Genomic DNA, 26,529 nt, shown 5'->3' on the forward strand with positions numbered 1-26,529 from the left:
GCGGATTATGCAAACTTCTTCAGCTTGAAGATGGTGCGGGCGGTGGGAATCGAACCCACACTCCTTTCGGAACCGGATTTTGAGTCCGGCGCGTCTACCAGTTCCACCACGCCCGCGTGTCGAAGAGGCACATCAGGGCCCGTTGATCGACGATCGGGCGTCTATAAGCGAGCGTTTTGGGGATTTCCAGACCGTATTCAGCTGTTTCTGACGAGCCCGTCCGATGTCGAAATTGCATCGTCGGGGAGCAGCCCATTGAAGTCGGTCTCTGAAAAGGCGGCGATCTCCAGAGTATGTGCCAGTGCGGCGCCCATCATTCCCTGCCGCCACCGGTTAAGCCGCACATCTCACCTGGGTTTTTGGGAGACTAATGCGGCTACCGAGCGCGAAGGAAGCGGAATGGCGCGGCAGGCAACTGTCAGGACGAATAGGCAGTGGTGCGCGGGGATGGTAGGCGTGATCGAGCAGTCCGAATTGTTATTCAAGGACGCGCGATGTGCAAACGTACGATACAATGTCGAGACGCCGCCGATCGCTTTGCAGCGTGTCCTGAGCGCCGCTCGACACAGCGAGGCGCGCGGAAGCTGGCCGGCTTGATCCTGTGTCTGCCCATATTCCCTGCGACCCATTGTTTCGGCCAAGATATGCCGGCGCAAAACGATCCGGTGGCGACGATGCCCGCCCCCGGCCCTCCGGTCTCAGTCACGGCAACCTATGCCGCCGACCTGAATATCGCGGCTGGAGGCAGCGGGCACAGCGGGTCGGCGGCGTTAGGGCGGATCGCGATATTGGCCGATGCCGATCTGCAACGTTTGATCGGAATACGATCGGCCAAGGCGCATGTGAGCGTGATCGACATATTCGGGACCGGCCTTTCGGCAAACCGCATCGACAATCTCGCGGCGGCGAGCGGCATCGAGGCGGAGCCGGCCCTGCGCCTTAACCAGTTATGGGTCGAGTTCGGGCTCGGCAGCGCCGGACGATTCCGGATCGGGAAGTTCCCCGCTTCCCAGGACTTCGCAGTCAGCGATACGGCAAGTTTCTTTATCAACGCATCGTTCGGCTGGCCCGCCAGCTTCGCGTCCGATCTGCCGCAAGGAGGCCCCTCCTGGCCGCTCGCCTCACCGGGCGGCATGATCAAGCTCCATCCGTCCCACAACTGGAGCCTGTCGGCAGCGGTCTTTGCCGGCAAGCCGGCGGGAATGGATACCGCCGATCCGCAACGCCACGACGGTCATGGCTTCGGCGCGTTCAACCTGGCCGGAAAGCCATTTGTCATCGTCGAGGCCGACCGCAAGGTGGGAGGCGCGGCCACCATTAAACTCGGCGGATGGCTTCACTTCAACCGATTTGGCGTGTTTGGCGCCACGCCGAAACGCGCCGCGCCGAACTGGTCAATCTATGGCATTGCCGATTGGCGCATAGCTTGCGCGGCCGATGCCAAAAGACAATTGAGCGTTTTTGTCAGGGCAACCGTATCGCCGGACGATCGCAACCCGGTTCCGATCTATCTGGATTTTGGTGCCGTTCTTTCCGCGCCATTCAAGTCCCGCCCCGACGACACCGTGGGGCTTGCATTCGCCAACGCGCGACTATCGCCCCACCTCGGCCCTGCAATCTCGAGGAGCGGCGAGAAGGTGGTGGAGTTCAGCTATAGCGCGGCCCTGCCCAAGCGCATCAAGATACAACCGAATTTACAGTTGATCGTCGACCCAACCGATCCTGCCGCCTTTGTGATGGATCGCCGAGCGGTATTGGTCGGTGGCGTCAGGCTGTCCGGCAGCCTCTGATCGTCCCATCGTCGACATGTGATTACCCGCTCGACCTATCGGTCCGGCTACCCTCGAAGCACAAGGCGAGCCGAGCGCGCTGATCGTCTCCAGCTACTGATTTAGGGCGTGATGACATGAGTTTGACCCGCCATGACGGAGCGGATTTTGGCGCAAGGCGAGGAACGAGAAGGAAGCGATGCATAATGCATCGTGACCAACGAGAGACGCTGCGCTGCGCCAAAAGGCGCCCGCCGCTGTGCGGTTGCCTTGGCGCGCGCCCTGGTCTGCGTCGCGGTCCTTGCCAGCGAACACGCCCCGGCAATCACGGCCGGTCAAACTCATGTCATCACGCTCTCTAGGCAGCCGCCCGGCGATGGGTTCGCATGAAGTCGTCGAGTGCTTCCGGCGTTACCGCCGGGGAGAATAAAAAGCCCTGCAGCTCGTTGCACCCGGCGATCTCGAGAAACGCCTTTTGCTCTGCCGTTTCGACGCCTTCGGCGGTCACCGACAAACCCATTGCGTGGCCGAGCCGGACCACCGCGTATATGATGGCCGCGGCATCGGCCGTTTCACCAATCCGGCTCGTGAAGCTCCTGTCGATCTTGATCTTGTCGACCTCGAACTTGTTGAGATAGCTCAGGCTCGAATAGCCGGTGCCGAAATCGTCCAGCGCGATGCGGAAACCGGCTCCCCGCAGATCGCGCAGGGCGGAGCGGACCACCTCGTCGTCGTCGAGAAGGACGCTCTCCGTGACCTCGAGTTCGATCTGCGCCGGGCTGGCGCCAGATTGCCGGACAATCGCCGTGACCTCCTCGACGAAGTCCCGCATGCGGAACTGAACTGGCGAGAGATTGACCGCGATCGAAAGAGTCGGCCACGCCCGGGCGACGCCGCAAGCCTCTTTCAACACCCATAAACCGAGCTCACGGATCAAGCCCGTATCCTCGGCAACGGGGACAAACACTTGCGGCGAGAGCGGACCGCGCTCGGGATGGTCCCATCTGAGCAGAGCCTCAAAGCCGATCACGGTGGCGCCGGACGCGTCCATTTGCGGTTGATAATGCACGTGAAGATCGCGCTTGTGCGTGATCGCCTCGCGCAGATCCTGCTCGATCTCCCGCCGAAACTTGACGCTCTCATCCATGTCTTCGGTGAAAAAGCGGAAGTCGTCGCGACCCTCGGCCTTGGCACGGTACATTGCGATGTCCGCCATGCGCATCAGTTCGGAGCGGTCGCCGCCGCGTGAGGGGTAGCAAGCAATACCGATGCTTGCACCGATGAACACGTGAGTGCCGAGTATCTCGAACGGTTGACGAAGTGCTGCGATCATCGCGTCGGCGATCGACGCAATCTCGTCGCGCGATCCACGCGCGGCCAGAAGGATGGCGAATTCGTCACCGCCGATCCGCGCAACGATGTCAGCGGAACTGCAAAGAGATTTGAGTCGCTGGGCGACCTGCTGGATGAGCATGTCGCCGCCGAGATGTCCCAGCGTGTCGTTGACCTGCTTGAACCGGTCGAGGTCGACAAGGAGAACGGCCCAGGGGTCCTGCCCATGCGATGCGGCGACCATCTGGTCGACCACCGAACCGAAGAAGGCGCGGTTCGGCAAGCCGGTCAGCGTGTCGTGATAGGCGAGATGATGCGCCTGGGCCTCTCTGGCCTTGAGTTCCAGGTGAGCGGCTTCCAACTGCTCGAGCGACCGGGCGTCGCGACGCAGCAGCTTGGCGACGCCGATCATGAGCGCGACAAGCGCTGCCAACAAACCTCCCACGGCGAGACCCGCGCTGGGCGCCATCGCCCGCCACACCGCTCGGCCAGGCTGGTCGGCCTGCCAAACTATATACCCAACGCGCTCTCCGCGGCTCGAGTCCAATGGGAAAGCTTGCGCGCCGGGTGTCGGCGTTAATTGCCGCACCGCGCGGGCGCCGGACAGGAACTGCGTCTTGGCCAAACCGCCTGCGAAGCGAGAGCCAAGGTAACGGATGCTGACGAGGAGCGGCTCCTTGCCCGGCATGGGCTTCACCTTTGGCGTGTCGGGGATCATCCGCATGACACTGATTACGGCAGGACGTCCCGCGATCGTTGCGAAGTCGGTCGCATGAATCGCGCTCGGCGAGGTTCGTGCGGTCGACCCGGGATTGGCGGGAAATCCGGGCAGGCGTTCGTGCGGATTAGGCGGGCGGGTGCTTCGGCCCCGCGCCGCATCGACCAACGGGCGGGCAGCTGACGCTATCCGGAAAAAGGCCGTCGGCGAAACGCGCTGGCCGTTGACCATGCCGTAAACGGGCCCGTCGTCAGCCTGGAGAACGAAATCCGCATCGTGCGCGTAGACGAAATTGAGCCATGTCCCGACATTGTTGTCGAACCAGTTCCAGTCGGGTTTCGGTTTACGCAATTCGCTGACTGCCGGATCCCAAATCGCGACTCCGCTCTGGCTCTGGGCCAATTCGTCCAGTGCCCCGTTGACGGCGACACCGACTTCCTGCGCCTGTTTGTCGGCGGCGACGCGATCCGCCTGCTGCGCCGCCGATCGCAATGCGGAGAAAGCGAAGATCGTGAGACAGAGTGCCATCACGAGGACAGGCATAACAACGGTGCCAATATATCTGGCACCGAAACGATTTCCGGTCTTGGATATTCTGGAACGCAAGAGATACTCCTCCCGCGATACGTGACACAAAGATAGTAGCGAAAAGATAAACACTTGGCGGCCTAGGTCATCGAGGCGTCGAACGAGTCCCGACACGTTTGCCGGGCGGTGCGCTAAAAACGGCCGTCCGATGCTGTGTCGCCTACGGTTTTCCTGACCAACGCGGTGAAAGTCTTTCCGTGGTGGAGCAAATGCGCCTTGTCGAAGCACGCTTTGGCGCCATGTTCGATGGCCTCCGTTTCGCTCGCCGATCCCCACGTGGTGCGCGACGACACGACGAGGACCGGGGCGTGCGGATGGCCGGCCAACTCATCCAGGAAAGTCAGGCCATCGACGCCGGGCATAGCGAGATCGAGTGTGATGACGCTGGGCACGAGCTTCTCGATCATTTCCCGTGCCGCGGCCACGCTGTCCGCGGATCCTACCACACGCAGGTCCCTCTCACCCTCCAGCAACTGCTCGATGATCGCGCGGACGGTGAGGGAGTCGTCAATAACCAGTACATTGAACACGAAGGTTGCTCCTCAAGTGGCACCGCATGGTGATGAGCAGGCTGGCGGCAAATGATCCGGTCTCCGACCGTTCTTGACCGCCGTCACGACAGTCTTCGCGTCGGAGAGCGCGGCCATGTCGCCTCTGCGGGAACGATCGGAGGACACTCACGGCGACTTCCTCGGATCCGGCCATCCGCCACCGCGCAGGCAAACCATCCGCACTGCTCCGGTCGGCAGATAAACGATGGAAAATCCGAACACTTTTCTCTCCCAGCAAGATCGTTCGGTCTTGGCGTGCTGGCCTTGTTCAAATCGTGCAACAGGGGGTCCGTAGTTATACGGGCGTGTTCACCCGGCTAGCGAGGTCAGCATTGGCGGCTATCGCCGGCGCCGTCAGCGCAGTCCTCCACTCAGGGGGACCCGCCGGTGCCTCAGCGTTTGCGTGCAACCCAACCTGGGATAGTTTCCGCTTTGCAATTCGGAGCCTACGCGGTTTTCCGGAATACGGCTCGACCCAGCTCGGGACTAGGCAAGTCACTGGCGGCAGTTCCAACTCTGTTCGTACGGTCTGCCCCGCTTCGACATAAGCCCGATTGGGAAGAGCAATGCTTTTACACCACGCGCCCTGCTCGAAGACGGTGCGTCACGTGCAGTTTGCAAGCGATGGTCGTGACGGCGCGCCCCATCCATGTGAACGGCGCACACCTCGCATGCGTCAAGCGCGAGCGCGCTGAATTCGTGCAGAAACGGCGCGAAACCAGGCTGTCGGTCAATTTGATCTGCCGCATACGCCAAGACGATGGCTGGCATGACGTGCGTGTTCGCAACATCTCCTGCCGCGGTATCGGCGCCTTATCCGCCACGCCGCCGGCGATCGGCCAATATGCCGAACTGCGCCGTGGGTCTGCCGTGATCGTCGCCCGAGTGGTCTGGCAGCATGGCAATGCGTTCGGCCTGAGAAGCCAGGACCGGATCGACATACCAGCTCTGCTTGGCCAAAGCGGCGCAGCGAAAGAAGGGCCATTCGAACCAACGAGCACGGAAAGACGCAGGCAGCCGCGCGAGGACAGCCTGGTCAATGTGGCGGAGCAGAGCAGGCATAGGAGCTCGATGTTCCAATATGCCGTGCTTGGGGTGGCCAGTCTGGCGGCAGCCTTGTTCGCGTCGAGCATGGTGCGGGACGTTTTCTCCGCTCCGCTTACCGCCGTCGCCCGCGCCCTGCCCGGTGCTTCCGGGGATTTGCCGTAATCCACCAGCCGGCAGATACCGTCGAGAGTGTCCGGGTTCGAGCGCCGCGCAATTTAGGTCGCGAGGTCGCCGCTGCCGAGGGGGCGCCCGTCCCCTCTGCCCTTTTCGCGTAACGATGCTGCGGTGGCGGCCTGCCCGGACGAACGATATCGTCCGGACAAGCCGCCGCGCAACTTATTGGAAGGTCTGCGACAGATTGCCGACACCGCCCAAGGGATCCGGACCATATTTGTTCGGTCCATTGGTCCCCGGCAGGCAGTAGAAAACGAGCAAGACGATGGACGCCACCCACTGCAGCAGCGACAGGACAATGGCTATCGCCGCCGTCGTGCCACTCTGATTGGCCGCACCAGCAAGCATCACGGCAATTGCCACGACATAGATTGCCGGCGGTACAAGCAGCCAAAATCCGGTGCGATCGGTATCGTGCAGCCGCCGTACCGAGACGGCGATCGTCGGGATGAAAAGCGCTAGCCAGATGAGCCCGAAGATGACGAAGAAAATGCCCATCGAGGCAAACAGCCCCGCCACGCCGCCAAGGCGAGGCGTGCCGTCGGGGTTTACCCCCGCCATGCTCATCACACCGAATCCCATCGCCATCATGGCGATAACCGCCACCATCCAGATCAGGAATTGGAGCAGCATGAACATCCAGAATTCCTGCCGCCGGGAGCGTCCCGAAAATTCGGCATAGCGCTTGAGCGGCATGAACATCCATTCCATGTAAACTCTCCCCCTGTTCTCGTCTCCGCCGGTCAGCGCAGCGGTGCTTACCGGAAGGTCTGCGCCAGATCGCCGGTGCTGCCCATGGGATCGGGTCCGAAGCGGTTCGGACCGGGCGTGCCCGGCAGGCAATAGAAGACCAGCAGTACGATCGCGCAGATCAATCCGATGAGGGTGAATATCCCGCCAATCGCGACCATGCCGAGATTCTGGCCAACGGCGGCGCCCAGCATGATGAATAAGCCGATGACGTAAGGAATTACCGGCAGGAGCAGCCACCAGCCGGTACGATTGGTGTCATGCAAGCGGCGCACCGCGACCGCGATGTTGGGCACCAGCGTCGCCAGCGACCATATAATCCCGAGAATGCCCATGCTCGAGAATGTCGAAAACCCGGCGGCTCCGCCGGAGGAGTAATAGGTCGACGAACTCGGCCCCAACCGCAAGCCCAGCATGCCGTCGATGATTGCCAGGACGATCGCCACGATGATCGTGAACAGAACCCACATCCAGAATTCCATCCGGCGGGACCGGCCCTGGAAATCGGCATAGCGCTTGAGCGGCAACAACATCCATTCCATCGAACTCTCCCGTTGTTATCGTCTCGCGAGAATGCGCACTGGCCAGGCCGATGCTGCGGCATCCTCGTCGGTGAACATCACCGACGGGCGCCCATTGACCGCAGCGGGTCCTGAAATGCGGCAGATATGCAGCGCCAAATCCGGCGCCATCCATCCCGTCATCGAGATGCTCCCCCGAGTCGCGAGAGCAGCCTGACGGCTTTCCGGGGCGAATACAACTCAATAGCCGCGGCGCTGTCCCTCAGCTGGACGGCGCCCGACGGCGATAGCTCAGCGCCTCCGCCACATGGACCCGCCCGACATCGGGCGCGCCTGCGAGGTCGGCGATCGTCCGCGCGACCCTGAGCACGCGCGTATAGCCGCGCGCCGACAGCCGCATTGCCTCGGACGCCTGGGCCAGCAAGGTGCGCCCGGCATCGTCAGGCGTCGCCACTGCCTCGAGCAAATCGCCATCGGCCTCGGCATTGGTGCGGGCGGCTTCGCCGGCATAACGCTGCGTCTGGACTTGCCGCGCCGCCATCACGCGCCGCGCGACCTCCGCCGATCCCTCGGCCGGCGGCGGCAGAACGAGATCGGCGGCGCTGACCGATTGGACCTCGACGTGCAAGTCGATGCGATCGAGCAGCGGCCCCGACACCTTGGCCTGGTAGTCGGCGGCGCATCTGGGCGCGCGGGCGCAGGCGAGCGACGCATCGCCGAGATGCCCGCACCGGCACGGATTCATCGCCGCGATCAGTTGCACACGCGCCGGAAAGGTCACGTGCGCATTGGCCCGCGCGACGCTGACCGTCCCGGTCTCGAGCGGCTGGCGCAGCGAATCGAGTACGACGCGTTGGAATTCGGGCAGTTCGTCGAGGAACAGCACGCCGAGATGCGCCATGCTGACTTCGCCCGGCCGCACCTTGAGCCCGCCGCCGACCAGAGCGGCCATCGACGCCGAATGATGCGGGGCGCGATAAGGCCGGGTCCGCGTAATCCGTCCGCCGTCGAGCGTGCCGGCAACCGATTGGACCATCGACACTTCGAGTGCCTCGGCGGGGTCGAGCGGCGGCAGGATGCCCGGCAGGCACGAGGCCATCAGTGACTTGCCCGCGCCCGGCGGGCCAATCATCAATAGATTGTGCGCACCCGCCGCGGCGATTTCGAGCGCGCGCTTGGCGGTTTCCTGCCCTTTGACTTGCCGCAGATCGGGGCCGGCGGTCGGTTCCGCAGCCTCGCCGGGTTGCGGCGGGCCGATCAGCTGATTGCCCTTGAGGTGATTGAGCAGGCCGATCAGGTCGGGCGCGGCGATTACGTCGATCGATCCCGCCCAGGCCGCTTCCGCGCCCTGCGCCGCCGGGCAGACCAGCCCCTTGCCCTCGCTCGACGCATGGAGCGCGGCGAGCAGGACGCCCGGCGACGGCGCGATACGGCCGTTCAGCCCGAGTTCGCCGACCACGACCAATTCGCTCAGCGTCTCGGCATCGACCACCCCCATCGCCCCGAGCAGGCCGAGCGCGATCGGCAAGTCGAAATGCGTCCCCTCCTTGGGCAAATCGGCCGGCGACAGGTTCACGACGATATGCTTGGGCGGCATCGACAATCCCATCGCCGCGATCGCTCCGCGCACCCGCTCACGACTTTCCGCCACCGCTTTGTCGGCCAGTCCGACGACGATGAACTTGGGTAGCCCGGGAATCAGCTGCACCTGCACTTCGACCGCGCGTGCTTCCAGTCCGAGATAGGCGACGGTCGAAACGATGGTGGTCATGCAGGCTCCCTTGCCCCTGCTTAGCCTGCTATCCCGCCGGCGCGATTGGGATTATCGCCATTTTGGCGCCATCTCACGTGTCTTGTATCGCCAAGACACCGTTCCCATCTCCGCGCCATGCCGGCTGACCGTTCCGCGTTGACTTCGGCCGCGCTCTCGCTTAAGCGCCCACCCCACAAGGCCGTCCCTGTGGCGGCCCTTTTCAATTTCGACGTACAGGGAATGAACGATGAAGCGGACTTTTCAGCCGAGCAACCTGGTGCGTGCGCGCCGGCACGGCTTCCGCGCGCGGATGGCGACGGTGGGCGGACGCAATGTGATCCGTGCGCGTCGCAATCGCGGCCGCAAGAAGCTGTCGGCGTAACACCCGACCCTGCTTTGCCGCAGGATTTCGCCAGCCCGCTCCCTTCCGGGACGCGGGCTGGTGCCGTTTCGGCGCCGGTTGCGCAGAGCGTCATCACGCTGACCAAGCGTCGTGACTTCCTGGCCGCCAACAGCGGCAGACGCGCGCCGATGCCTGCCTTCGTCCTGCTGGTCCGCCGCCGCGACGATGGCGATCCGGCGATGCGCATCGGCTATACCGTCACCAAGAAGATCGGCAACGCGGTGGTCCGCAACCGCATCAAACGGCGTTTCCGGGCGCTCGCGCACGATATCCTGCCGGTCAACGGCGTGGCCGGCGCGGATCATGTGCTGATCGGACGCGCCGACGGGCTGACCCGCGACTTCGCGCTGCTGAAGGCCGATCTCGCCAAGGCGTTGGCGAAGGTTTCCCGATGATCGCGAAAATCCTGATCGCGTTGGTTCGCCTGTGGCAGATCGGTCCGTCGGCGGTGATGCCGCCGACCTGTCGCTATCAGCCTTCGTGTTCGGCCTATGCAATCACCGCGCTTCGCCGCTATGGCGCGCTGAAGGGTGGGTGGCTGGCGGTAAAGCGCATCGCCCGGTGCCATCCCTGGGGCGGGTACGGGCCCGATCCCGTTCCCTGATTTTTCTGATCGAAGGTTCCTGATCGCGTGAACAACGACAATCGCAATTTCATCATGTTCGCGGTACTCGCGGTACTGCTGCTGTTCGCGTGGCCGCTGGTCATGAACCGGATCATGCCGCCGGCCAATCCGCCGGTCACCAAGATCCAGGGTGGCAAGACCCAAGTTCAGCCAACTCCAGGCGCGCCAACCGCCGCCAGCTCCGGCGCGATTCGCGACACCAAGGTCGTGCTCGGCGAAACCGCGGCGCAGCGCGTTGCGATCGATACGCCGACGCTCAAGGGCTCGATCAACCTCAAGGGCGCGCGGATCGACGATCTGCTGCTGACCCAGTATAAGGATACGGTCGACAAGAATTCGCCGCCGATCCGGCTGTTGTCCCCGGCTGGCACGTCCGGCGCCTATTTCGCCGAGTTCGGCTGGCAGGACACCGGCATCAAGCCGCCCTCGCCCGACACCGTCTGGGCTGCGAGCGGCAGCGTCCTCGCCCCCGGCAAGCCGGTCACGCTGACTACCAGCAACGGACAGGGCCAGCGTTTCGAAATCGATCTCGCGGTCGACAAGGATTACATGTTCACCGTCCGCCAGACGGTAGCCAATGGCGCGGCGCAGCCGATCAAGGTCGCGCCTTACGGCCTGGTCAATCGTGCCGAGGCGTCGAAGGACCTCGACACCTGGTCGATCCAGGTTGGCCCGATGTCGGTCCACAACGGCACCGCCGATTACGACGTCAATTGGAAGGACGTCGACAAGGGGGCGCAAAAATTCTCGTCCACCGGCGGCTGGCTGGGCTTCACCGACAAATATTGGCTGACCGCCTTGATTCCCGATCAGGCGGCGGGCTTTGCCGGCGAGTTCCAGTCGACCGGCAAGGGCGGTTATCAGGCCGATTATTCGCGCATCGCCAAAGATTTGGCGCCGGGCCAGCGCCTGACCCAGACCAGCCGCTTCTTCGCCGGCGCGAAGGAAGTGCGGCTGCTCGACCATTATACCGACAAGGACGGCGTCAGTAAGCTCGACTATGCGCTCGACTGGGGCTGGTTCCGCATCATCGAAAAGCCGATCTTCTATTATCTCGACTGGCTGTTCCGGATGGTCGGCAATTTCGGCGTGGCGATCATGCTGTTGACCGTGACGATCCGTCTGCTGATCTTCCCGATCGCGCAACGCCAGTTCGCCTCGATGGCGCAGATGCGCGCGATTCAGCCGAAGATGAAGGCGCTGCAGGAAAAGCATAAGGACGACAAGCAGCGCCAGCAGCAGGAAGTGATGGCGCTGTACAAGGCGGAGGGCGTCAATCCGCTCGCCGGCTGTCTGCCGACCTTCCTCCAGATCCCGATCATGTATTCGCTCTACAAGGTGCTGATGCTGACGATCGAAATGCGGCACCAGCCGTTCGTCGCCTGGATCAAGGATCTGTCTGCGCCCGATCCGCTGACGCCGCTCAACCTGTTCGGCCTGTTGAACTTCACCCCGCCGCACATGATCGCGATCGGCGTGGTGCCGATCCTGCTCGGCATCTCGATGTGGCTGCAGTTCAAGATGAACCCGCAACCGATGGACGATGCCCAGAAGCAGGTCTTCGCGCTGATGCCCTGGGTGCTGATGTTCGTGATGGCGCCGTTCGCGGTCGGCCTTCAGGTCTACTGGATCACCAGCAACCTGTTGACCGTGCTGCAGCAGCGCGTGCTCTACGCGCGGCACCCCGCGCTCAAGCAAGCGGTGGTCAAGTAACGTGAGCGAGTTCGACGAGGACGCGATCGAGGCGGCGCGCAAGATTTTCGCCGGCCCGGTCGCGTTTCTCAAATCCGCCCCGGCGCTCGAACATCTGCCCGATCCGGTGGTGCCCGAAATCGCGTTCGCCGGCCGGTCGAACGTCGGCAAGTCGTCGCTGCTCAACAAGCTGACCAACCGCAACGCGCTGGCGCGTACATCGAACACGCCGGGCCGGACGCAGGAGCTCAACTTCTTCGACGTGGGCGAGCCCCTCGCCTTCCGGCTGGTCGACATGCCCGGCTATGGCTTCGCCAAGGCGCCCAAGGATGTCGTCAGGAAGTGGCGGTATCTGGTCAACGACTTCCTGCGCGGGCGCCAGGCGCTCAAGCGTGCCTTGGTGCTGATCGACGCGCGGCATGGCATCAAGGATGTCGATCGCGAGATAATGGACATGCTCGACAAGGCGGCGGTGAGCTATCGCTTAGTCCTGACCAAGGCCGACAAGATCAAGCCGACCGAGCTGGAAAAGGTGTCCGCCGAAACCGCCGAGGAAGCGCGCAAGCGCCCCGCCGCACACCCCGACATCCTGTCTACCTCGAGCGAGACCGGGCTCGGCATGCCCGAATTGCGCGCCGCGGTGATCGAGGCGCTCGGCTAGCTTTCCCGCGCCGGCCTTCCTAAGGATCGCGCAAACCGATCCGGGGAGCATCAATGAAAAATATCAGTCTGGTCGCGGCGCTGGCGCTCGCCTTGTTGCCGGCGGTTCCTGCCGCATCGCGCGACAAGGCGCCGCCGACGATCAACCGCGATCGAGTCCTCGCCGAAGAGACATTGCTCGCCGGGCCTGGCTTGCGCGGACGCGGCAGCGCTACCGCCGACGAGGCGATCGCCGCCGGCTATGTCGCTTCGTTGTTTCGCGATTGCGGATTGCGCCGGGCGCCCGGAATGGAGTCCTATCTCCAGACCGCGCCGCTGACCCGCCGCGCGATCGCCGGCCCGCCGGTCCTGACCGTCGACGGCAAGCTGGTGGCGGGTGTCAACCTGTTGCTGACGGGCGGAGGGGCCGCGGGCGGCAAGGCAGTTATCGTGACGCGCCCCGATGGCGACATTCCCGCGGCCGACGTGATCGTCTATACCGGACCGGCCGACGATCTGATGGCTTTCGCCCGCAAGCTGCGCGGCAAAGGGATCAAATTGCTGCTGACCGCCGAGAGCGATGCCAGCCGCAAATTCCTGGCCATGATCGGCGGCAAGCCGTCCTTGCCGACGACGATCGAGGGCACGCCGAGCCGCCGTCCGCCGATGACGATCGCGACAATTCCCGCCGACGCACTGGCCGGTATCGCGGCAGGCGCCGAGATATCGATCCATGTTCCGATCGAAACTACCAAGGCGACCACCACCAATGCGATCGGCTATCTGCCGGGCACCGATCCCAAGGCAGGCGTGATCCTGTTGTCGGCGCATCTCGATCACCTCGGCGTGCGGCCGGACGGCATTGTCATGCCCGGCGCCAATGACGATGCTTCCGGCACCGTTGCCGTCATCGAACTCGCGCGCGCCTTCGCCGCGATGGGGCGGCAGAAGCGCGGCATCCTGTTCGTCGCTTATGGCAGCGAGGAGATTGGCGGGCTCGGCTCGACCTGGTTCGGCGAACATCCGCCGGTGCCGCTGAGCGAGCTGGTCGCCAATATCGAGTTCGAGATGATCGGCGCACAGGACCCCAAATTGCCCAAGGGATCCCTGATGATGACCGGCTCCGAACGCTCCAACCTGTTCGACATGATGAAGAGCCGGGGCGCGCTGATCGCGGCCGACCCTTATCCCGACCAGCATTTCTTCGAACGCTCGGACAATTATTCGCTCGCGCTCAAGGGGATCGTCGCTCACACTTTCTCGGGCTGGGCGGTGGTGCCGACCTATCACCAGCCGACCGACACCGTCGAGAATCTCGACATCGACTATATGACCAACGCGATCCGCTCGCTGGTCGCGCCGGTCAGCCTGCTTGCGAGCGGTGGCTTCAAACCGGAATGGAAAGCGGAGGGCCGGCCGAAACCCTGAGGTTCGGGCTTGCGTCCATCCCGCCCCGGCTTACATACCGGACAATCGAAAAATCTGGGAGGATGGAATGACCGCATCGACCAAGGGCCTCGAACTGCGTTCGCTGGTGTCCGACGGCAAGCTCGAATTGTCGCTGGCCGAGGTCGAATTGTCACCGCCTGGACCCGGGGAGGTTATCGTCCGGATCGAGGCTGCGCCGATCAATCCTTCCGACCTGGGCCTGCTGACCGGCCCGGCCGACCTCGCCACGCTCGAACAAGGCGGTACCGCCGATCGTCCCGTGCTGACGGCCAGCATACCGGAGCAGCGCATGCCGATGGTGCGAGCGCGGCTCAACGAATCGATGCCCGTCGGCAATGAAGGCGCCGGCACGGTGATCGCCGCCGGCGACGGCGCCGAGGAACTGATCGGCAAGATGGTCGCGGTGATCGGCGGCGGTATGTACACGCAATATCGCAAGGCGCGGCTGACCGACCTGCTGCCCTTCCCCGACGGCATAACCGCGCGCGAGGGCGCGTCGGCCTTCGTCAATCCGCTGACCGCGCTGGCAATGGTCGAGACGATGCGCGCCGAGGGGTATACCGCCCTGGTCCATACTGCCGCTGCTTCCAATCTCGGCCAGATGCTCAACCGCATCTGCATCGCCGATGGCGTGAGCCTGGTGAATATCGTCCGTTCGGCCGAGCAGGCGAAGATCCTGCACGATATCGGCGCCAAATATGTGGTCGATTCGACATCGGAGAATTTCCGCGACGAGTTGGTCGATGCGCTTGCCGAGACCGGCGCGACCCTGGCGTTCGACGCGATCGGCGGCGGCAAGCTGGCCGGCCAGATCCTCGCGGCGATGGAAGTGGCCGCCAATCGCAACGCGACGAGCTATAGCCGCTATGGTTCGAATACCCATAAGCAGGTCTATATCTATGGCCGGCTTGACCTCGGGCCGACCTTGATCGGCCCCGATGTCGGATTTGCCTGGGGCGTCGGCGGCTTCCTGCTCACGCCGTTCCTGATGAAGGCCGGCGCCGAGGTGGTCGGCCGCATGCGCGCGCGCGTCGCCGCCGAAATCCGCACGACCTTTGCCAGCCACTACACCGCGGAAATCTCGCTCGCGGAAGCGCTCGATAAGGACATTCTGCTCGCCTACAGCGCGAAGAAGACCGGCGAGAAATATCTGATCGTCCCGACTGCGACCGGCTGATCGCCGCTCACCGGCGCAGGCCAACATCGTCCATCCATCGACCGCCGCGCGTCGTGAACGGCGCGTGCCGTTCGTGCGCGCGATCGGCGTCGCGCGGAGCTCGCTGTTGCGCGACTGCCCAACCTCCTACCGCTGCACAATACCGACCAACTGTACCAAGCAGCTGATCTGTATCGATAAAATGAAAATCCCTCGTCCTCGCTGGAGGCCGCATGACCCCGCAAGTGCCAATAGGAAGGGATCAAAATCGCCCATCCAGCATTGAGCAATATCAACTCGTAACGGACGCGATACCGTTAATGTCCGATTTTTGCGAATGATGGAGTTTCGATGGGAAATTGTGCAACCGGCGTCGCCGGCCTGGACGAAATCCTTGCCGGCGGCCTAGCTAAGGGCAGGTTATTTCTTGTCGAGGGCAGCCCGGGTACCGGCAAGACCACCCTCGCCAGCCAGTTTCTCATGGCCGGTGCGGAGCAGGGTGAAAAGGTACTCTACATCACCTTGTCGGAGACCGAGGAGGAACTGCGCGACGGCGCCGCGTCGCATGGCTGGACCTTCCCGGAGAACTTCGAGGTTTTCGAGCTGGTCCCGCCCGAAAGCTTGCTCAACGACGAACAGCAGCAAAGCCTGCTCTACTCATCCGATCTCGAGCTCGGTGAGACGACGAGGCGGATTTTTGAGGTGTTCGAACGCTTGCAGCCGGCGCGGGTGGTACTCGACAGCCTGTCCGAAATCCGCCTGCTCGCACAGAGCTCACTGCGTTATCGCCGCCAAATCCTTGCGCTGAAACATTATTTTTCGCACAACGATGCGACCGTGATGATGCTCGACGACCTAACCGCCGACGTCATGGACAAGACCGTGCACAGCGTTGCGCATGCGGTGATCCGTCTGGAGGAATTATCCCCCAGTTACGGACCTGAGCGCCGACGCATGCGCGTACTCAAATATCGCGGACGTCGGTATCGCGGCGGATATCACGACTTCGTGATCGATACCGGCGGCATTCGCGTGTTTCCCCGCTTGGTCTCCGCCGAGCATCGCTTCGAGTTCAAGCGCGAAACCGTGGCGATCGAGAATGCTCGCCTCAACGATTTGCTCGGTGGCGGTTTCGACCGCGGCGCGAGCAACCTGATCCTTGGCCCCGCCGGTACCGGCAAGTCCTTGCTCGCGCTCAGCTTCGTCGCATCGGCGATCGCCCGCGGCGAAGGCGCGGCCATGTTCATTTTCGACGAGGAACTCGGACTGTTGTTCGAGCGATCGAAGGGGTTGGGCATCGACGTTCAGGCGATGGTCGATACCGGACGGCTGGCGATCGAGCAGATCGACGCTGCCGAATTGACCCCCGGGGAGTTTTCCGAGCGCGTGCGCGTCTGCGTCGAGACGCATGGCGCGCGTACGGTCGTGATCGACAGCCTTAACGGCTATCAGGCCGCGATGCCCGAGGAGCAGGCGCTGGTCCTGCACATGCACGAGTTGCTGCAATATTTGAACCGCCAGGGGACTACCACTTTCCTGACCGTCGCTCAGCATGGCCTGGTCGGGGACATGAAGGCGCCCGTCGATGTCACCTACCTTGCCGATACGGTGATCCTGTTGCGCTATTTCGAAGCGCTGGGACGGGTCCGTCGCGCGATCTCGGTCGTTAAGAAGCGGACAGGCTTCCATGAGGACACGATCAGAGAATTTATGATCGATAGAAAAGGGATCACGCTTGGCGAACCGCTTACCGCGTTCCAGGGAGTACTCCGCGGCGTCCCGAGCATGGTCGGCGACGATGCCGGTCTACTCGACGTGAAGCGAGGGTGACCCGGCCTTGAATCGTACGATCGCCGAAGGGGCCGTCGTCCTGGCGCCGCATGGTCGCGACGCCATGGTGGCGGAAGCCATGCTGCGTGAAGCGGGTCTCGACGCCGCCGCCTCCCCTGATCTCCCGTCGTTCGTCCGCACGCTGCGCGGCGGTGCCGGATACGCGATCGTCACTGAGGAGGCATTGCGCGGCGCCGATCTGCGCGATCTCGCTGGGTTCATCGCAGACCAGGCCGAATGGTCCGACTTTCCGTTCATCGTCCTGACCGCGCGCGGCGGTGGGCTCGAGCGCAACCCGGGCGCGGTACGGCTGCTCGAGACGCTGGGCAACGTCACGTTCCTCGAACGGCCATTTCACCCCACGACGCTGATCAGCCTCGCCCGCGCGGCGCGGCGCGCACGATTGCGGCAATACGAAGCGCGGACGCAGCTGGAGAACGTCGGCGCGGCACAGGAGCGATTGCGTGTCGCGCTGACCGCCGGCGGGCTCGCCGCGTGGACGATGGAGCTGGAGACGAAGACGCTGCACGCGTCCCCAGAATGCAAGGCGCATTACGGCCGGGCCGCGGACGAACCGTTCGGGTATGATGAACTTATCGCCGCGATCCACCCTGACGATCGCGATCCGGCGCGTGCCGCCGCCGAACGAGCGATGGCGAGCGGCGAACATCTCGATGTCGAATACCGGGCACGTTGGAGGGACGGCTCGCTCCATTGGATCCAGGTCAATGGACGGCTGGAGTATGACGACCGCGGCCGGATCTCGCAGATGGTCGGTGTTTCGCAGGACATCACGTTGCGTCGCCGCACCGAAACCTACCAGGCTGCATTGATCGCGCTGGGGGACCGCCTACGGCAGATGGACGACCCCGCCGCAATGTCGTTCCTGGCGGCCGAAATCCTGGGTTCGACGCTTGGCGTCAGCCGGGCGGGCTATGGCATCATCGATCCGGTGGCTGAAACGATCACGATCGAGCGCGACTGGAATAATGCCGGGACGACCAGTCTGGCGGGCGTGCTGCATTTTCGCGACTATGGGTCCTATATCGAGAATCTGAAGCGCGGCGAACTGGTTGCGATCGCCGATGCCCGCGAGGACCCGCGTACCGCCCCGACCGCCGCGGCACTGGAAGCAATCCATGCCCGCGCGGTCCTCAACATGCCGCTGGTCGATCACAACAATTTCGTCGCCTTGCTCTATCTCAACGACAAGGGACCGCGTCCGTGGATCACAGAGGACATCACCTTCGTCCGCGACGTTGCGGATCGTACCCAGGCCGCGATCGAGCGTCGCCAGGCCGAGTTCTCGCTCGCCGCATTGGCCGAATCGCTCGAACGTCAGGTCGAAGAGCGCACGCGCGAAAGCGAGGCCGCGCAGGAACAGCTGCGACAGGCGCAGAAGATGGAGGCCGTCGGCCAGCTGACCGGCGGGCTGGCGCACGATTTCAACAATCTCCTCACCGGCATTTCGGGCGGTCTCGAACTGATCGAGATGCGCATCAAGCAGGGCCGCACGGCGGAGATCGACAAATATGTCGAAATGGCGCGCAGCGCGACGAAGCGCGCCGCGGCGCTCACGCACCGCCTGCTCGCCTTTTCGCGGCGCCAGACGCTCGACCCCAAGCCCACCGACATCAACCGCCTGATCGCCAATATGGAAGAGTTCCTGCGGCGCTCGGTCGGCCCTCAGATCGAAATCGAGGTGGTCGGGGCCGGCGGTTTGTGGACGACGTTGATCGATCCCAACCAGCTCGAAAACGCCCTGCTCAACCTGTGCATCAATGCGCGCGACGCGATGCCCGATGGCGGGCGCATCACGATCGAGACCGCGAACAAATGGCTCGACCAGGCCGGCGCGCGCGACCGCGATCTGCCGCCCGGCCAATATGTGTCGCTATCCGTGACCGACACCGGAACGGGCATGTCGGCAGAAACCATCGAACGCGCGTTCGATCCCTTCTACACGACCAAGCCGCTGGGCGAGGGAACCGGTCTCGGCTTGTCCATGATCTATGGTTTCGTGCGCCAGTCCGGCGGCCAGGTACGGATCTATTCCGAACTGGGCCAGGGCACCACGATGTCCCTGTATTTTCCGCGCGTGCACTCTAGTGAAGAGGTGCAGCCGGAATCCGTCCATAGTGTGCCGCCAGTCCCTTCCGCCGCGGGCGGGACGGTGCTGGTGGTCGATGACGAGCCCGCCATTCGCGCGCTGATCGCGGACGCTCTCGACGATCTTGGCTATACCGCTATCGAAGCCGGCGACGGGGCGTCGGGCCTGGCAATCCTCCAGGCGCAACCGGCGATCCAGTTGCTGGTTACCGATGTCGGACTTCCCCGCGGAATGAACGGCCGCCAATTGGCCGACGCGGCCCGCGTCGAACGGCCCGACCTCAAAGTGTTGTTCATCACCGGCTATGCCGAGAACGCGGTCATCGGGAACAAGCAGTTGGAGCGCGGCATGCACGTCGTGACCAAGCCCTTCGCGGTGGACGTGTTGATCAACAGGATCCGGGAAGTGATCGGCGACTGAGCCTGAGCGGCGCGAATGCCACCGTTTATATCGCGCAATCGACAGTGTCGAATGGCCCGGCATGAAAAGCCAGACAGTCCTAGGCCCGCAGGCCGTCCGGATTGAATGCGCCGCTCAAGTCCCGGTAGTTCCTGCCCGCGCAGCCGATATGGATCATGCGCGGCGAGGCGTGCGCAATCATGAAGCGATCAATGCTCGGGGCGAGATTTCGGCCCACCGGGCTTAGCGTATCGTTCGGCGCTTGCCGCGCCCCAGCCGCGCCTCTATCCCCCGGCCATGCTCAAGCTCATCATCGGCAACAAGGCCTATTCGAGCTGGTCGCTACGCGGCTGGCTGGCGTGCAAGCAATCGGGACTGCCGTTCGAGGAAGTCGTCGTGCCGCTGTACGACGACAATTGGGACAAGCGCCGTCAGGGCGACGAATTCGCGCCCTCGTCGGGCAAGGTGCCGATCCTGTGGGATGGCGACATCGTCGTCTGGGACAGTCTGGCGATCGTGGAATTCCTCAACGACAAGACCGGCGGCGGGAAGTTCTGGCCCAAGGACGAGGCCGCGCGGGCGATGGCGCGATCGATGGCGGCTGAGATGCATTCGGGGTTCCCAGCGCTGCGCAACAAGCATGGCATGAATATCCGCCAGGTCTATCCGCCCAAGCGGCCCGATGACGACGTCGTCGCCGAACTGACACGGCTGATGGAAATCTGGGCGCAGGCCCGCGCCCGGTTCGGCGGAACCGGGCCGTTCCTGTTCGGCGAATTCGGCGCGGCGGACATTATGTACGCGCCCGTCTGCACGCGCATCGTGACCTATCAATTGCCTGTCGCACGCTTCGCGGCGGCCTATGTCGAGGCCGTGCTGACACACCCCTTCATGCAGGACTGGATCGCCGGTGCCCAGGAAGAGGAATGGGTGATCGAGAAATTCGAGCACGCACCGGCGAATACGTAGATGGGGATCATGCGGCCTCATCGCCCGCTATCGCGCTGACCGTCGGGCAATGGATACCGACCAGATCGATCTCGTTCGAGACAGTTTCATCCAGATCGTGCTCGACACCGATGCTGCCGCGCGGTTATTCTATAGCCGCCTGTTCGAGCTGGCCCCTGAGACCCGCCCGCTGTTCCGGACCGACATGGTCGAACAGGGCAGGCATCTGATCGAAGCGCTGGGCAGGATCGTCACAGGACTTAGCAGGCTGGACGTCATGCTGCCCGGACTATCCAAACTGGCCGAGCGGCATGTCGATTACGGAGTGGAGGACCACCATTATGCGGTCGCGGGCGACGCCCTGATGCGGATGGTGACCGTGCATGGCGGTCCCGCGATCGACAGCGCGACTATGGAGGCTTGGAAGACGGCTTACGCGCTGATCGCGGAGGTCATGATTGCCGCCAGCAACGACTATCGTGGATTGCGCGCGCCTGATTGACGGTCGCTACCGATCAGAACAACGTCGTCAGCAAGTAGAACACCGCGCCGACCGCAGCCGACGCCGGGATGGTCACGATCCAGGCGACGACGACGTCGCCCGCCACCCCCCAGCGCACCGCGCTCGCACGCTTGGCGACGCCGGCGCCGATCACGCACCCGGTGATCGTGTGCGTGGTCGAGACCGGAATGCCGAGCAGCGACGCGGTGAACACCATGATCGTGCCGCCGGCCGAGGCGCTGAAGCCCTGATGCTGCGACAGCTTGGTGATGCGGCTACCCATCGTCTCGATGATCTTCCAGCCGCCCATCAGCGTCCCCAGGCCCATCGCGATATAGCAACTGATCGCGACCCAATGCGGCACTTCGAACTTGCCGTGCAGATAGCCGGTCGAGAACAGCAGCACCGTGATGATGCCCATCGTCTTCTGGGCGTCATTGAGGCCGTGGCTGAGCGAATAGGTGCCCGACGAGATCATATGGAGCACACGGAAGCTGCGTTCCGCCCCCTGGTTGCTGGCCCGCGAGAACATCCAACTCGTCACCAGCATGATCAGCATCGACAGGATCATGCCGAGCACGGGCGACAGCACGATCGCGATCAGCGTCTTGTTGAGCCCAGTCCACTGAATCCCGGAAACACCGGCATGCGCCACGCCAGCGCCGATGATCCCACCGACCAATGCGTGGCTCGACGAAGACGGAATGCCCTTCAGCCACGTGACGACATTCCAGAACATCGCCCCGACCAGGGCGCCGAAGACCACGCCCGGCGTCACGAAATTCTTGTCGATCAGCCCCTGCCCGATCGTCGAGGCGACGGCATGCAGGCTGGGAAAGGTGATGGTCAGGAAATAAGCGGCGAAATTGAACACGCCGGCAAAGAGCACGGCATGGACCGGCTTCAGCAATCTGGTCGACACCACCGTCGCGATCGAATTGGCCGCGTCGTGCAGGCCGTTCAAAAAGTCGAACGCCAGCGCGACGAGGATCAGGCCGACCAGCAGCGGGAAAGCGAGCTCGTGCATCGACTGGGCTCAGGCGTGATCGATGACGATGCCATCGATCTCGTTGGCGACGTCCTCGAATGCATCGACGATCCGTTCGAGATGCTTGTACACTTCGCGCGCGACGATGAAGCGCAAAGTGTCGTCGCGGCCATATTCGACGAAACCGCGCTTCAACCCGGCACGATGGATGTCGTCGGCATGGCCTTCCATCCGGACCAGGCGCTCGGTGAGTTCGTGCAGCCGTCCGGCATTGCGGCCGACGTCGCGCAGCAGCGGCATCGCCTCGGCGGTCAACCGCGCCGCATCGACGATGATCCCCGCCATGTCCTTCATTTCCTGTTCGAACTCGCGGACTTCGTACAGGTCGATCGCCTGCACGGCGGCCTGCATCTCGTCGATCGCATCGTCCATCGACCCGATCAGGCTGGTGATGGTGCCGCGATCGAACGGCGTCAGGAAGGTCTCGCGCACGGTCTTGAGCACCGAGCGCGTGATCTCGTCGGCGTCATTCTCGCGCTCGATCACTTCGCGGATATGATCGGACGCCGCGCCAGTGCCGTCCTGAAGCAAGCGCGACAGCGCATCGGCGGCCGCGGTGACGGTTTGCGCGTGCGCCTCGAACATCTCGAAGAAATTGCCCGTCTTGGGCAACAGGCGCTGAAACCAGGCGAACATGGGACTGATCCTCGATTTGGTAGCGGCGGCAAAGCCGGTGCGGCGCGCGGCCGCCTTGAATTCGGAAGGGCCAAACGAACGGATGAGGTCGCTGAGATCGGGCTCGTCGACCATCGATGCAGCCTCGTCCAAGCTGACCCAGCGTCGTTCGCGCTCGCCCTGCTCCTTCCAGGCGCTGAGCTCGCGATTGACCGCCAGCGGAAAGACCTCGACGTCGATCATCAGCGACGCGCCGTTCTTTTGCCGTTTGCGATAGCGATAGGTGCCGAGCGGCGTCGGGCAGACGAGCCCCTGCACGCCCGCTTCCTCCTCGGCCTCGATCGCTGCGGCGGCATGCGCGAGCACTCCCGAAGACGGATTGCCCTTGGGAATGACCCAGCGACGATTTTCGCGCGAGGTGACGAGCAGGATGCGGATCGGGGCGTCGTTGGCGGCGCCTTCGGTCCGGTACGGCAAAGCCGCGATCTGGCGAATTGTCAGAACTCCCTCATTGGCGGCCCCGCAAGCGACGACCGGCCGATCCTTCCGCTAGCATCGGGCACGGCGCGGCGCCATCATAAAACCATCAGCCGCGACCGCCTTATTGTTCTTCGGGCTGCTTCGTGACTGCGGGCGCACGACGCTCCCGAAGGCGAACAAACAGGCGCGGATGCGCGACGGTCAACACGACCACTGTCAGCCAGACTGCGAAGACGATCGCCACCAGCACCAGGCCGATGATCGCGACAATCCGGTCGACGGCATTGTGCGGCAAGCTAGCGATGCCCATCAGCGCGAAGGCGCAACCTGAGACGATGAAGCGGCTGCCCCCGACAATGCCGCGTTGCCGAGCGAGCAGCCAGTCGATCAAAAGCCGCTTCCGTCTTTTCGCCGTTGCTCGCCAACCTCCCCGGCCAAATGCATGTCGATATCGGGGTAGTGGCGATCGCTCTCCCCGGGGCCGCCGACCGCGATGAACACGCGGTCGGCATTGGAGCGGTTCTGCAGCACATGGCCGTTGCCGTCGCCCTTCGGGAAGGCGGCAACGTCGCCCGCGCGCATCGTATGTTCGCCGTCATTGTCGACCAGCACCGCCTCGCCCGACAGAATAACGACGAACTCGTCCTCGCCCTCGTGCCAATGGCGCTGCGACGACCAGGCGCCGGGCTTGAGCGTGACATGACTGAAGCCGAAATCGGTGATGCCGCTGGCCGGGGCGAGGCGACGATACCAGCGCTCCTTCACCACATCGGCGTAGATGGGGCGGGTAGCCGGTGGCATTGGTCTGGGGGCTCGCATCGAGGTCGAGCTTCGGCACGTCCTATTTCCCCTTGGGCGGCTTGGCAGTCAGGCATTGTTCGGCGAACGGCATCACGTCGCCGCCCGACAGATCATCGCGATCGTCCTCGGTCGCGGCGGCCTTGGGGTAACGCGTCCGGATCGCCGCGGCGACTGCTTGCGCCCGCGCAACACGTGCCTCGGTCGGCGTGCGATCGGGCCCGCCCGCCGCGCTCTTGCTGTCGAGCATCGCCCGCGCCAGTCGGACGGCGTCGTCGAGCCGGTCGGCGGCAGCCAGGCAATGGCCGGGAGTGATATCGACCACCGCGCCGTCATCGGCTTGCTGCGGCGCGAGCGACGCGGCGGCGAGAAGGAACAGAATAGGCATTGGCAATTCTCCGCACCCCCGTACGCGCCGACCTTTCCCTTCCCGCCGTTGCAAGGCAAGAGGCGGATCAAGTCAAACCGGGGAATGCCGTGCCGAACGTCGTCGAACTCACCAAGGCGTTGATCGCCGCCGAAAGCGTGACGCCTGCCAAAGGGGAAGTGTTCGACGTGCTCGCCCAAGCGCTGAGCGTGATCGGATTCGAGATCGATCGCTTCACGGTCGGCGAGGAACCGGACGGACCGGTCGAGAACATGATCGCCATCCGCCACGGCAAGGGCCCGCATTTCGCCTTTGCCGGGCATCTCGACGTGGTGCCGCCAGGTGACAGTTGGACGAGTGGCGCATTCATGCCGGAGATTCGCGGCGACCTGCTCTACGGCCGCGGAGCGGTCGACATGAAGGGTGCGATCGCCGCCTTTGTGACTGCCGTCGCGCGCATCGAGGGTCCGACGCTCAGCTTGTTGATCACCGGCGATGAGGAAGGTCCCGCCATCTATGGCACGCGGGCGATCCTCGACCGGCTGGAGGCACGCGGCCTCAAGCTCGATTACTGCCTTGTCGGAGAGCCGACCTCGACCGCGCGGCTGGGCGACATGATCAAGATCGGGCGGCGCGGGTCGGTCAACATCTGGATCGACGTGCCGGGGCGCCAGGGCCATGTCGCCTATCCGCATCTCGCCGACAATCCGATCCCCAAATTGGTCGCGGCGCTGGCGGCGATCGACGCGATCGAGCTCGACCATGGCAATCATTGGTTCCAGTCGTCGAACATCGAAGTGACCGATGTCACTGTCGGCAATCCGGCGACAAACGTCATCCCCGCCAAGGCTTCGGCGCGGATGTCGATCCGGTTCAACGACGAGCAGAATGGCGAGGACTTGGTCGCGCTGATCGAGCGGACGGTGAAGGCGCATGCCCCCGAAGCGCAAGTGATCGCGCGCATTTCCGGCGAGGCGTTCCTCACCCAGCCAGGCGAATTGTCCGCATTGGTTACGCGCGCGATCGAGAAGGTCACGGGTGTCTTGCCCGCTTTGTCGACCACCGGCGGCACCAGCGATGCGCGCTTTCTGTCGCAACTCTGCCCGACCGTCGAATTCGGTCTAGTCAACGCGACAATGCACAAGACCGACGAAGCGGTCGCCGTCGCGGACCTGGACGATTTGGTTGACATCTATGCGGAGATCATCGCCGCGGTTAGCTGAAGAGCGTCCGCGTTCCGCCGGACCGGAATCGCGGCGTGTGGTGCGCGACGCCATGGGTTAGGCTATCGCAGATCGCTGAATACAGGACGATTCGTGGCCAGTTCATCCGTCGCCCCTCTTCTCTCTCCGGTCGGCGAAGTGCTGCGCGAATGGCGCGGTGCGCGGCGTATGAGCCAGCTCGACCTCTCGCTCGATACTGGCATTTCGACACGACATCTCAGCTGCATCGAGACCGGCAAGGCGCGTGCGAGCCGCGAGATGGTCGCGCGCCTCGCCGACGCGCTCGACATGCCGTTGCGCGACCGCAACGCGCTGCTCCGCGCGGCGGGCTATGCCGCGATTCATCCCGAAAGCGCGCTGGCGGCCCCCGCGCTCGATCGTGTCCGCAGGGCGATCGACCTGATCCTGGCACATCAGGAACCCTATCCCGCTTTCGTCATCAGCCGGCATTGGGAAGTGCTGGAGGTCAATCAGGCGGCGATCCGGATGAACAAACTGTTGCTCGGAGATTGGCAAAGTGCGCACAGCAACCTGATCCACCAATTGTTCGATCCCAACGACTTCCGTCAGGTTATTCTCAACTGGCCCGAGGTCGCGCGGCGGTTTGTGCGGCACCTGCACGACGATCTCGCCGCAAATCCCACCGACCGCCGCACGCGGGCGCTGCTCGATGCCGCGTTGTCATATCCCGGCGTACCCCAGCGTTGGCAGCTCGGCGACGCCGACGAAGATGGCGACCCGATCGTGACCTTCACCTTCGCCAGCCCGCGCGGCGAGCTGCGCTTCTTCGAGACGATCACCACCTTCGCCGCGCCGCATGACGTGACGCTGGACGAAATCCGCATCGACTGCACCTTCCCGGCCGACGAGCACACTGCCGCAGTGTGCGCCGAGCTGGCGCGGCAGGGCTGAGCGGGTCATTTTTTACAGGCCGCGGGTAGGCTAATTTCAATCCTCCCCCGCAAGGGGGAGGTGGCGCCGAAGGCGACGGAGGGGGAGGACGGCGGCACATTACCCGTCGTGCTTCCGCCCCCCCCCCCCC

Annotated in this window: 25 protein-coding genes, 1 tRNA gene and 1 pseudogene; 15 read left to right on the forward strand and 12 right to left on the reverse strand. The window is 63.8% G+C overall.

Annotation, left to right across the window (positions count from 1 at the left end; genetic code table 11):
- Nucleotides 1-31 precede the first annotated feature (31 nt).
- Nucleotides 32-116 (reverse strand) — tRNA-Leu (locus tag SPR01S_RS10780).
- A gap of 477 nt (nucleotides 117-593) precedes the next feature.
- On the opposite strand from SPR01S_RS10780, the gene SPR01S_RS10785 reads away from it, so the two are divergent.
- Nucleotides 594-1,790, forward strand: a complete 1,197-nt coding sequence (locus tag SPR01S_RS10785) for a carbohydrate porin (RefSeq protein ID WP_169803419.1) — start codon at nucleotides 594-596, stop codon at nucleotides 1,788-1,790.
- Nucleotides 1,791-2,127: 337 nt separating this feature from the next.
- On the opposite strand, the gene SPR01S_RS10790 is transcribed toward SPR01S_RS10785, so the two are convergent.
- Together SPR01S_RS10790 and SPR01S_RS10795 are read right to left on the reverse strand one after the other, a co-directional pair.
- Complete coding sequence (locus SPR01S_RS10790; RefSeq protein ID WP_157082154.1) at nucleotides 2,128-4,425, reverse strand: bifunctional diguanylate cyclase/phosphodiesterase; 2,298 nt, start codon at nucleotides 4,423-4,425, stop codon at nucleotides 2,128-2,130.
- Nucleotides 4,426-4,538: 113 nt separating this feature from the next.
- Nucleotides 4,539-4,937 (reverse strand): response regulator, encoded by a 399-nt coding sequence (locus SPR01S_RS10795; protein WP_066589264.1) that lies wholly within the window; start codon nucleotides 4,935-4,937, stop codon nucleotides 4,539-4,541.
- A gap of 651 nt (nucleotides 4,938-5,588) precedes the next feature.
- On the opposite strand from SPR01S_RS10795, the gene SPR01S_RS10800 reads away from it, so the two are divergent.
- Nucleotides 5,589-6,167, forward strand: coding sequence for a PilZ domain-containing protein (locus SPR01S_RS10800; RefSeq protein WP_218016741.1), 579 nt, complete (start codon nucleotides 5,589-5,591; stop codon nucleotides 6,165-6,167).
- A gap of 174 nt (nucleotides 6,168-6,341) precedes the next feature.
- Here the strand turns inward: SPR01S_RS10800 and SPR01S_RS10805 are convergent, their stop codons facing one another.
- From SPR01S_RS10805 to SPR01S_RS10815, 4 genes are all read right to left on the reverse strand, one after another.
- Complete coding sequence (locus SPR01S_RS10805) at nucleotides 6,342-6,875, reverse strand: DUF805 domain-containing protein (RefSeq protein WP_245661946.1); 534 nt, start codon at nucleotides 6,873-6,875, stop codon at nucleotides 6,342-6,344.
- 62 nt (nucleotides 6,876-6,937) lie between these two features.
- Nucleotides 6,938-7,471, reverse strand: coding sequence for a DUF805 domain-containing protein (locus SPR01S_RS10810; RefSeq protein WP_066589276.1), 534 nt, complete (start codon nucleotides 7,469-7,471; stop codon nucleotides 6,938-6,940).
- A gap of 15 nt (nucleotides 7,472-7,486) precedes the next feature.
- Complete coding sequence (locus SPR01S_RS21560) at nucleotides 7,487-7,633, reverse strand: hypothetical protein (protein ID WP_157082156.1); 147 nt, start codon at nucleotides 7,631-7,633, stop codon at nucleotides 7,487-7,489.
- Between the two features lie 79 nt (nucleotides 7,634-7,712).
- Nucleotides 7,713-9,221 (reverse strand): YifB family Mg chelatase-like AAA ATPase, encoded by a 1,509-nt coding sequence (locus tag SPR01S_RS10815; protein ID WP_066589278.1) that lies wholly within the window; start codon nucleotides 9,219-9,221, stop codon nucleotides 7,713-7,715.
- Nucleotides 9,222-9,450: 229 nt separating this feature from the next.
- Between SPR01S_RS10815 and rpmH the strand changes: the two genes are divergently transcribed.
- The 11 genes from rpmH (at nucleotide 9,451) to SPR01S_RS10870 (ending at nucleotide 20,956) form a co-directional block, all read left to right on the forward strand.
- Nucleotides 9,451-9,585 (forward strand): 50S ribosomal protein L34, encoded by a 135-nt coding sequence (gene rpmH / locus SPR01S_RS10820; RefSeq protein WP_066589281.1) that lies wholly within the window; start codon nucleotides 9,451-9,453, stop codon nucleotides 9,583-9,585.
- Between the two features lie 14 nt (nucleotides 9,586-9,599).
- Complete coding sequence (rnpA, locus tag SPR01S_RS10825; RefSeq protein ID WP_245661947.1) at nucleotides 9,600-10,001, forward strand: ribonuclease P protein component; 402 nt, start codon at nucleotides 9,600-9,602, stop codon at nucleotides 9,999-10,001.
- A complete protein-coding gene (gene yidD, locus SPR01S_RS10830) occupies nucleotides 9,998-10,210 on the forward strand; it encodes a membrane protein insertion efficiency factor YidD (protein ID WP_066589294.1) in 213 nt (70 codons plus the stop codon). The genes rnpA and yidD overlap by 4 nt, the downstream gene beginning before the upstream one ends.
- Nucleotides 10,211-10,237: 27 nt before the next feature.
- Complete coding sequence (gene yidC / locus SPR01S_RS10835) at nucleotides 10,238-11,944, forward strand: membrane protein insertase YidC (protein ID WP_084251104.1); 1,707 nt, start codon at nucleotides 10,238-10,240, stop codon at nucleotides 11,942-11,944.
- 1 nt (nucleotide 11,945) lies between these two features.
- Nucleotides 11,946-12,584, forward strand: a complete 639-nt coding sequence (yihA, locus tag SPR01S_RS10840) for a ribosome biogenesis GTP-binding protein YihA/YsxC (RefSeq protein WP_066589297.1) — start codon at nucleotides 11,946-11,948, stop codon at nucleotides 12,582-12,584.
- A gap of 53 nt (nucleotides 12,585-12,637) precedes the next feature.
- Nucleotides 12,638-13,990, forward strand: coding sequence for a M28 family metallopeptidase (locus tag SPR01S_RS10845; protein ID WP_066589300.1), 1,353 nt, complete (start codon nucleotides 12,638-12,640; stop codon nucleotides 13,988-13,990).
- A gap of 67 nt (nucleotides 13,991-14,057) precedes the next feature.
- The gene (locus SPR01S_RS10850) at nucleotides 14,058-15,188 is read left to right on the forward strand and encodes a zinc-binding dehydrogenase (protein ID WP_066589303.1); all 1,131 of its coding nucleotides are present in this window, start codon (nucleotides 14,058-14,060) and stop codon (nucleotides 15,186-15,188) included.
- 330 nt (nucleotides 15,189-15,518) lie between these two features.
- Complete coding sequence (locus tag SPR01S_RS10855) at nucleotides 15,519-16,997, forward strand: ATPase domain-containing protein (RefSeq protein WP_066589311.1); 1,479 nt, start codon at nucleotides 15,519-15,521, stop codon at nucleotides 16,995-16,997.
- A gap of 7 nt (nucleotides 16,998-17,004) precedes the next feature.
- Nucleotides 17,005-19,527, forward strand: a complete 2,523-nt coding sequence (locus SPR01S_RS10860; RefSeq protein ID WP_066589314.1) for an ATP-binding protein — start codon at nucleotides 17,005-17,007, stop codon at nucleotides 19,525-19,527.
- 276 nt (nucleotides 19,528-19,803) lie between these two features.
- The gene (locus SPR01S_RS10865; RefSeq protein WP_066589317.1) at nucleotides 19,804-20,475 is read left to right on the forward strand and encodes a glutathione S-transferase family protein; all 672 of its coding nucleotides are present in this window, start codon (nucleotides 19,804-19,806) and stop codon (nucleotides 20,473-20,475) included.
- A gap of 49 nt (nucleotides 20,476-20,524) precedes the next feature.
- Nucleotides 20,525-20,956 (forward strand): globin domain-containing protein, encoded by a 432-nt coding sequence (locus tag SPR01S_RS10870; RefSeq protein ID WP_066589320.1) that lies wholly within the window; start codon nucleotides 20,525-20,527, stop codon nucleotides 20,954-20,956.
- A 13-nt stretch (nucleotides 20,957-20,969) separates the two neighbouring features.
- Here SPR01S_RS10870 and SPR01S_RS10875 read toward each other — a convergent pair whose 3' ends face one another.
- From SPR01S_RS10875 to SPR01S_RS10895, 5 genes and pseudogenes are all read right to left on the reverse strand, one after another.
- Nucleotides 20,970-21,983 carry an inorganic phosphate transporter gene (locus tag SPR01S_RS10875; protein WP_066589322.1) on the reverse strand — a complete coding sequence of 338 codons (1,014 nt, stop codon included), beginning with the start codon at nucleotides 21,981-21,983 and terminating at the stop codon, nucleotides 20,970-20,972.
- A 9-nt stretch (nucleotides 21,984-21,992) separates the two neighbouring features.
- Nucleotides 21,993-23,096: a DUF47 family protein gene (locus SPR01S_RS10880; protein WP_245661948.1), complete on the reverse strand. Its 1,104-nt coding sequence runs from the start codon at nucleotides 23,094-23,096 to the stop codon at nucleotides 21,993-21,995.
- Nucleotides 23,097-23,220: 124 nt separating this feature from the next.
- Nucleotides 23,221-23,490: a hypothetical protein gene (locus tag SPR01S_RS10885; RefSeq protein ID WP_066589324.1), complete on the reverse strand. Its 270-nt coding sequence runs from the start codon at nucleotides 23,488-23,490 to the stop codon at nucleotides 23,221-23,223.
- Nucleotides 23,487-23,937, reverse strand: a pseudogene (locus tag SPR01S_RS10890) (cupin domain-containing protein). The gene SPR01S_RS10885 and the pseudogene SPR01S_RS10890 overlap by 4 nt, the downstream one beginning before the upstream one ends.
- A 3-nt stretch (nucleotides 23,938-23,940) precedes the next feature.
- Nucleotides 23,941-24,285: a hypothetical protein gene (locus tag SPR01S_RS10895; RefSeq protein ID WP_066589327.1), complete on the reverse strand. Its 345-nt coding sequence runs from the start codon at nucleotides 24,283-24,285 to the stop codon at nucleotides 23,941-23,943.
- Nucleotides 24,286-24,374: 89 nt separating this feature from the next.
- On the opposite strand from SPR01S_RS10895, the gene dapE reads away from it, so the two are divergent.
- Nucleotides 24,375-25,487, forward strand: coding sequence for a succinyl-diaminopimelate desuccinylase (gene dapE, locus SPR01S_RS10900; protein ID WP_066589333.1), 1,113 nt, complete (start codon nucleotides 24,375-24,377; stop codon nucleotides 25,485-25,487).
- A gap of 93 nt (nucleotides 25,488-25,580) precedes the next feature.
- Nucleotides 25,581-26,399 carry a helix-turn-helix domain-containing protein gene (locus tag SPR01S_RS10905; RefSeq protein ID WP_066589335.1) on the forward strand — a complete coding sequence of 273 codons (819 nt, stop codon included), beginning with the start codon at nucleotides 25,581-25,583 and terminating at the stop codon, nucleotides 26,397-26,399.
- Nucleotides 26,400-26,529 lie beyond the last annotated feature (130 nt).

The sequence above is a fragment of the Sphingomonas pruni NBRC 15498 genome, assembly GCF_001598455.1.
GTDB lineage: Bacteria > Pseudomonadota > Alphaproteobacteria > Sphingomonadales > Sphingomonadaceae > Sphingomonas > Sphingomonas pruni.